Raw genomic sequence first — 6,960 nt, 5'->3', positions numbered from 1 at the left:
CCCGAACCCCGATCCCCGTCCCGCCCCCGTGCCGGATCCCCCCCAACTCGCCCCCGTCCGCCCGGTTTCCGCCGGTCACGCGCCCGCGTTCGTCGCCATACCGCACGTGACGCGGGCCGTCCACCCCGGTGACAGACGCTTGCGCTATCGTCGGCAACCGAGCGACGGTATGGGCGCGACAGCGGGGCACGGCGGTGACGCCACCCGCCGGGCACAGCCGGACAAGGCCGCCCCATCGGACCCCCGAGCGGGGGACGGCGGCGAGGGGGAGGCGAGGACGCGTGGCGACACCCGACGGGCGTAACCCTTTCGAGCACGACTCACGCGGCTCGGGCCACGGCGGCGACGCGGAATGGGCCATGAGCGCCGACCCCGCCGACGACTGGATCCTCGACCCGGACACCGGCGAGTACCGCATGCGGCTGCCCGGCGAACGCCTCACGCCCGCCGCTCCCGTGCCCGCCCGCGTTCCGTCCCCCGGCGCCGAAGTCGAACTGCGCGCCACCCGCGAGATGGAGATCGTCCGCCCGCAGGCCGCGCCCCCGCCGCGTGCGGCGGGCCGCGCCGCCGAACGCAACGCCCGGCGCGGCGGACGGCGCCGCGACTCCGGCTCGGGCGGCGGAGGCGGGCTGTGGCTCGTCGTCGTGCTGGGCGTGGTCGGCGTCGCGGGCTGCGGATTCGGCGGATACCTGCTGCTGGACGGCGGTTCCAAGCCGCAGACCGCCTGTTCGGCCGGGCCCGCCGCGCCGACACCTACGCCTTCGGCCGCCGGCCCGACCGACGCCGGCCCGGCGGCGAAGGCCGGTCCGCACGCCGAGCCCATCAACGTCCGGGTCAGCGTCTACGACGGCAGCGGCAAGTTCGGCTCGGCGGAGTCGGTCCTCAGCTGGATGCAGAACAAACAGGGTTACCTGCGCACCAGCAACGAGGGTCCGGTCGCGCCCCGGGCCACCACTTCACTGGTCTACGAGCCGCCGCACGCCGACCAGGCCCGCACCCTCGCCGCGACCATGCATCTGCCGTTCAGCGACCTGCACGACACCGGTAAGGGCGACGGTCTGCGCGACCCGATGGTGCTAACCCTCGGCAAGGACTTCAACACGCCGGGCCAGGCGCCGTCCGCCCCCGCCGTCCGGCCCCCCGCCCCGGCGGCGGACGCCCACCCCGGCTGCACCCCCTCATGACGGCCCGGCCCATCCGCCGGCTGCGCGAAGTCCTGGTGCACGCCAACCGCTTCGTCCGCATCCACGACGACGAAGTCGCCTTCCCCGACGGCTCCTTGGGCCGCTACGTCCGGGTCACCCCGGCAGTCGAGGGCGTCGGTGTCGTCCTGCTCGCGGTGTGCGGCGGGTCGGTCGCGCTGGTCCACACCTACCGCTATCCGCTGGGCAGTTGGCAGTGGGCGTTGCCGCGCGGCTTCGCCCAGGACACCGATCCGCTGGTCACCGCCCGCGCCGAACTGCGTGAGGAACTCGGCGTCACCGCAGTCGACTTGAACGTCCTGGGCACCTTCACCCCCGACTCCGGCCTGCTGTCCACCCGGGTCAGCGTGGTCCGCGCCACCCTCGCTGACCGCGAGGTCCGCCCCGAGGACACCAACGAGGTCGCCGCCGTCCGCTGGATTCCCGCCGCCGACCTGTGGACCATGGCCGCCGACGGCACCCTCGACGACGGGATGACCCTCGCGGCGATGTCGCTCGCGCTGGCGTCAGGCGCACTCCCGGCCCCGAACGCGAGGCGCGGGCCAGCGGCTGCGAACGAGGGCTGACCGTCACGAGGTCGGCCGGTCACGGGAGGGGCCGGCACGGGAGCCGACCCCCGCGAGAGCTGACCGCTACGAGAGCCGACCCTCGCGCAAGCCGAATCCGCGCAAGCCAAGCGGCACGAGCATTGGCGGTCCGCGAACGCCCCTCCCCGAGCGGTCAGTTGGCGTTCGTGCCGGGTTCCGGCGTGATGCTCGCACGCCATTCGGGGGCCGCCTGCTCGTCGGTGAACTCGATCAGCTGGTCGCCGGCGAACTCCACCAGCACCTCGCGCACTCGGGCCGGCGCGACCCGGTAGAACCCGCGGGCGCCGTCCACCCGGTTGATCCGGGCCTCCGCGAACCGCTCGTGCAGCCGCTCCGCCAGGCCCACCGCGTCGTCGCCGCGGACCACCGCGTGCACGTCGAAGGCGAACGGCACGGCGGCGCCGGAGAGTTCCTGGATCTCCTCCAGCGGCTCCAGGCGCCGCGTGACGCCGATCCGGACCACGTCCGCACCAAAGGCGCCCACGTTGGAGACGACGTAGACGTGTCCGGCGCGCACCTGCCCGGCCCGGTCCGTCAGCGCCGCCAACTGCTCCTCGGCGTCGCCCAGTTCGTCCTCCGCCTTGCCGGCCGCGTCGAGGTCGTCCCGTTTCCTGGCCCGTTCCAGCGCGGTCCGGCAACGGTGCGCCTCCTTGCGGAGCCGTTCCAGCTCGCGGTCCAACTCCTTCTGCGCGGCGGCCTCTTCGCGTTCACGGGTGCGGGTGGCGCGTTCGGCCTCCTTCTCCTCGTCCTTCTTGCGCAGGAAGTCCGCGGTCAGCCTCAACTCCCGAACCCTGGCCTCGTGGTACGCGTCGGCCACCCGCAGTTCCATGGGGGCGCCGAGCTTCGCGATGGTCTCCCGGCACTTATCCAGCCGGTCGACGAACGAGTCCAGCCGGTGCGGCCGCACGGTCAACACCGCGTTGTCGGCCTCCGCGTTGTAGGCGCGCAGCATCAGCTTCGACAGATCCCGGGCGGTACGGCGCCCTTCCGCGGCCGAACCGTCGGACGCCCACTGCGAACTGCCAATCATCGCCTGGCCGTTCTTCACCAGATCCTTGATCGCGCCCTGTACGGCGTCGAGTTCGGCGCGGTAGGCGGCCGCGTCCGCCAGTACGTGCCGGTAGGCGTAGACGCCGGCCTCCTGGAGCAGCGCCGCCTCCTCGGCGACGGTGATGCGGGCCGTCAGTTCGGCGAGCAGGGAGCGCGAACGGACGACCTCCTCCTGCGACTCCTCGGCCTCCTCGTGCGCGCTCTCCGCCTGCTGCTCGGCGCTGAGCGCCTCGTCCTTGCGCTGCTTCGCCTCGTCCCGCGCGACCTTCCGGATGGCCTCGGCGTCCGACAGCGCCGCCGCCCGCGCCTCGGCGACCTCCTCGCGCAACCGCCGTACCGCGTCCTGGGCCTGGAGCGCGTCCATGCCCTGCGTCCGCGCGATCCACGCCCGCAGCCGCTCCACCTCCGACGCCTCGTCCTCCAACGCGGCGGCGGGCACCACGAGCGTCTCCGCGGGGAGCACCGGCGCCGCCCCGAAGGCACCGTCCGGCGGCGCCCCCACCAGGGTGTCCGCCGGGTGCTCCGCCCGCGCGCCGCTCCACCAGGCGTTGTGGATCGCCATCTCCGCCGGGTCCGGTTCCCCCGGCACCCAGACCTCCCACCCGGCCGGCGGCGACGGCCACGCCGGATCCGGCCGCCATCCCGGCGGCGGCATCCAACCCTGCGGCGGCGCGGGCCAGTTCGGCGGCGGATTGAACCGGTAGGCCGACATGCGCTCTCCCCAACTCCGGCCCGGATCCACCGCGCCCACCACAACCCCGCGGGCCGAACCTCCGGCCCACTCAGAAGATCAACTGAGGTTACTACCGCCCCGCTCCCCTCCCACCACGCGGGCCGCCGGCGGGCCCAAGGACAGCCGGACGGGGAACCGGCGGCGACGGGCTTCGGCGCGGAGGGGTTCGAGAGACGCACGTGGGGTGGAGCGGCGGTGGCAGCGGGAGCTGGCGGTTCATAGAACGTTTATGCGCATCGGTTCGAATTGTTCCTGGTTCCACGCATTCGCGGGGACGTGGAGTGGATCGGGACGGGGGACGGGCATGCGGGGAACTCGCACGATCTGGGCGTCGGTCGGTGTAGTGGTGATGGTCGCTCTCGGTTCGGCGGCGCCGGCCCACGCGGTGGCACCGGCGAAGGAAGGAACCTTCCCGCTGCTGTTCACGGGCTGTGCCATAGCGGAGGAGATCGAACTGCAAGGATCGCCGGCGCACGACTACATGCGCTGGGTGACCACCGGGGACTCCGCAGGCTGCTACGCCGAGATCGACCGCAACGAGAGCCCGATCGAGTCGCAGCACATCAGCGACAGCGGCTATCACCACAGCGACTGGTACTACGACGGCCCCGGCGACACGGACGAGGTCTGCGCCAGCAACGCGACAGCCGGCGCCTGCGGCCCGGCGAACTGATCGCGCCCTGCCGGGCGACGACGGGGGCCCGGTGCAGACCACGCTCCGGCCGCACGGTCGGCGGACGCGGGGCGGCTCCGTGCGCGGCGGGGATGCCAGCCGGCCACCGCGGGCGGACAGCGGTCACGCAGGCCATCGAACCGGCGAGCCTTCGCCCTCCCACGGCCCGGCAGGTCGGCCGCCCGTCGCCTTGTCGCGCGGCGGGCACCGGGCCCTCGAAGCCATGGGTCGGCTCGGACACTCGGCGGCCCACCGGTCGCTTGCTCTACCGCCGCTTGCCCTGCCGCCTGCGCTTGCGGATCTTGTCAGGCTGATGCTGTTCGCATCGCGGCTTGTCGAGCATGGCGGGCTTCTGGCAGAGCGTCCCCTTGAGGGTCCTCCACCCACACTTCGGCTGTGCCATGGCGTCCCCTTCGCTGGCTGTGCCGCACGGCCCTGGCGTACGCCCAAGCGTGCTTGAGGGGGCGCCACGGTGGAAGGCGCACAACCGGCGCGGAAGAAGCAGACCGGCACACCGCTCGGGAGAGCGTTGGCACTCGGCACCTTCGTGCAGGCTGCGGACTGTTCCTGACGTCGACGCCCCACACATGCCGAACGCCCCGGACCACGATCGGCCCGGGGCGTTCGCGCTGGTGCCCCCGGGCAGATTCGAACTGCCGACACCCGCTTTAGGAGGTTGCTCAAGGGACGTCCGTGCCGGCCCAGGGCCCCCGAGTAGGACAGATGCATGCGCATTATGGTCCGCCGACGTGTCGCAACGTCCGACGAGGTTGCCGTCAGGAATCGCCGTCACACGGACGGATGCAGAGCCGGCAGCGGCGGTCGGACAGGGCCAGCCCAGTCCCCATCGCCGGATACCGGTAGGAGGAGAAGGCACCGGGTCTTCCGTCCGCACGACGCGCTGGGGCGTCGTGTCGCCTGCAAACCGCTTTCTGCGCGTGCGAGCCAGCAGGAATGCAGGAGACGGCGTCTCCCCCCTCACGCTCTCGCTCGGCCACTATGCTCGCCTGAGTCCAGCACGCAGAGCGTGTTGTGACCATGACGATGGACGAGTGCGAACAGGTAGAGCAAGCATGGGGAATCCGCAGGAGACCCGCGACATGTTCCCTATGTGCGCGATGTCGCCCAATGGCAAAGTGAGTAAAAACTGCGCTCGGACTCCGTGAAGTCGCAGGTCAGCTCCTGTGGTCCCCGCGCATGCGGGGGTGGTCCCGACCCGAAACCGCAGCCGGTGCAGCGGTAGCCGTGGTCCCCGCGCATGCGGGGGTGGTCCCCTCGACCACGGCGACCGTGACAGCGTCGGCCTGTGGTCCCCGCGCACGCGGGGATAGCCCCATCGGCCGGACTCGGGCGCTCCGGACGAAGAGTGGTTACTGCACCTGCAGGAGCCTCGCTGCCAGAGCGGAAGGCAGACTTACGCGAGTCCCTTACGAAGGCGGGAAACCGGACTTCGACTGCCCGAGGTCGCGCAGGTGCGTCAGGTACTCCTGCGCCTCCGGCTCCGTGCCGTAGCGCTGCCTGAGCACGGCCGCCAACTCCCGGCTGGTCATGAGGAGCGACGGGAGCGACTGCCGGTCGCCCTGTAGTGCTCGTTCACCGTGGATCAGGGCCTGTTCGAGGTCCCCCTCCCGTGCCGCTGTGACGCCCAGGGTCACCCGCGCCTCGGCGTTGCGCATCGGGGAGCGCTCCGTGCCGTCGAAGTCGGTGCCGACGCGCAGCACTTCTTCGGCCAGGGTGCGCGCGAGCTTGTCCTCGCCGACCAGGCGATAGCAGTCCATCGCGTAGAAGTCGAACTTCGCCGGGTCCACGACGAAGTGGTTGTCGAGGTTGTCCGGGCGGGGCATTCCTTCGAGCAGCCGGCGACCGCGGTCGAGCGCGACCTCTACCTGCCGGCGGTCTCCGAGGCGGGCCCATGCCTTCGCCTCCTGCCCCGCGAGCTGCACGGCAACGCTGTGCTGCGGGGCCCGCTCCGCCCCGGCCTGAGCCGCCGCGATGACGCCCCGGTAGTCGCCGGTGGTCAGTGCGAACCATGCCCGCATCTCGTGTGCCCACCCCGCCACCTCGGCGTGGTCGGATTCGCTGGCGAGCGACAGTGCGGCCTGGCGGGTGGACTCTGCCGCGTGGCGGTCGCCGGAGTCGTACTCCACGCAGCCCACGAGCAGGGCGAGCCAGCCGGACAGCGCCAGCACTTCGCGGTGCTGGTCAAGGGTGAGGCTCTTGGAGTGGAGTTCGACGACGCGCCTCAGCCACTGGCGTCCCTCGATGAGCAGTTGGCCGCTCGGCGTGTACGGGTATTCCGAACAGAGGCGATCGGTCGTAATGCGGAGGGCGTCCAGGGTGGCGTTGTTCACGTCGGACCTGTTCAGGCGGCTGACGATTTCGGGCGTCTCCATGCCGCTTGCAGCGAGAATCTCCTTATCGCTCTTCCTGCGTCCAGGCTCCGGAAACAGTGCGTGAGTGACTGTGCCGAAGGTGGCCGCGATGATCGGCTTGTAGAACTCGCCAGGCACAGAGCCGGACTCCCAGCGCTTCCACTGCCGCACCATGCTTTCATCGGACGGCAGCTCCGCCGGTGCGTGGGCCCGTAGAGCCCTCACCGCGTCCAACTGCGACCAGTCGCGTGCCGCTCGTTCGGCCGTGATGCGCCGCGCCCACGAAGCCCTGTCGTCACCCATGCGCCCTCCTTGGGGTTTCACTCGCGAGCTTGCTACGCCG

The 6,960-nt window shown here is 71.7% G+C and carries 5 protein-coding genes and 1 tRNA gene; 3 read left to right on the top strand and 3 right to left on the bottom strand.

Features of this window, described 5'->3' with window-relative positions:
* Positions 1 to 359 precede the first annotated feature (359 nt).
* Both POF43_RS31215 and POF43_RS31210 read left to right on the top strand, forming a co-directional pair.
* On the top strand, positions 360 to 1,184 hold the full coding sequence (locus POF43_RS31215; protein WP_282704882.1) for a LytR C-terminal domain-containing protein: 825 nt from the start codon (positions 360 to 362) through the stop codon (positions 1,182 to 1,184).
* Positions 1,181 to 1,768, top strand: a complete 588-nt coding sequence (locus POF43_RS31210) for an NUDIX hydrolase (protein WP_271324738.1) — start codon at positions 1,181 to 1,183, stop codon at positions 1,766 to 1,768. The genes POF43_RS31215 and POF43_RS31210 overlap by 4 nt, the downstream gene beginning before the upstream one ends.
* A 154-nt stretch (positions 1,769 to 1,922) precedes the next feature.
* Here the strand turns inward: POF43_RS31210 and POF43_RS31205 are convergent, their stop codons facing one another.
* Positions 1,923 to 3,428 carry an SNIPE associated domain-containing protein gene (locus tag POF43_RS31205; protein WP_271324735.1) on the bottom strand — a complete coding sequence of 502 codons (1,506 nt, stop codon included), beginning with the start codon at positions 3,426 to 3,428 and terminating at the stop codon, positions 1,923 to 1,925.
* Between the two features lie 448 nt (positions 3,429 to 3,876).
* Here POF43_RS31205 and POF43_RS31200 point away from each other — a divergent pair, with 448 nt between their 5' ends.
* Complete coding sequence (locus POF43_RS31200) at positions 3,877 to 4,245, top strand: hypothetical protein (RefSeq protein ID WP_271324736.1); 369 nt, start codon at positions 3,877 to 3,879, stop codon at positions 4,243 to 4,245.
* 630 nt (positions 4,246 to 4,875) lie between these two features.
* On the opposite strand, the gene POF43_RS31195 is transcribed toward POF43_RS31200, so the two are convergent.
* Positions 4,876 to 4,954 (bottom strand) — tRNA-OTHER (locus POF43_RS31195).
* Between the two features lie 718 nt (positions 4,955 to 5,672).
* Positions 5,673 to 6,920: a tetratricopeptide repeat protein gene (locus POF43_RS31190; protein ID WP_271324737.1), complete on the bottom strand. Its 1,248-nt coding sequence runs from the start codon at positions 6,918 to 6,920 to the stop codon at positions 5,673 to 5,675.
* Positions 6,921 to 6,960: the final 40 nt, after the last annotated feature.

The sequence above is a fragment of the Streptantibioticus silvisoli genome, assembly GCF_027947535.2.
GTDB classification, from domain to species: domain Bacteria; phylum Actinomycetota; class Actinomycetes; order Streptomycetales; family Streptomycetaceae; genus Streptantibioticus_C; species Streptantibioticus_C silvisoli.
This window is presented reverse-complemented; position numbering and strand designations above follow the sequence as displayed.

Excerpts from the sequence above, each read along its gene's own strand:
- POF43_RS31215 (WP_282704882.1), top strand. The coding sequence starts at position 360 with ATGAGCGCCGACCCCGCCGACGACTGGATCCTCGACCCGGACACCGGC.
- POF43_RS31210 (WP_271324738.1), top strand. The coding sequence starts at position 1,181 with ATGACGGCCCGGCCCATCCGCCGGCTGCGCGAAGTCCTGGTGCACGCC.
- POF43_RS31200 (WP_271324736.1), top strand. The coding sequence starts at position 3,877 with ATGCGGGGAACTCGCACGATCTGGGCGTCGGTCGGTGTAGTGGTGATG.
- POF43_RS31190 (WP_271324737.1), bottom strand. The coding sequence starts at position 6,920 with ATGGGTGACGACAGGGCTTCGTGGGCGCGGCGCATCACGGCCGAACGA.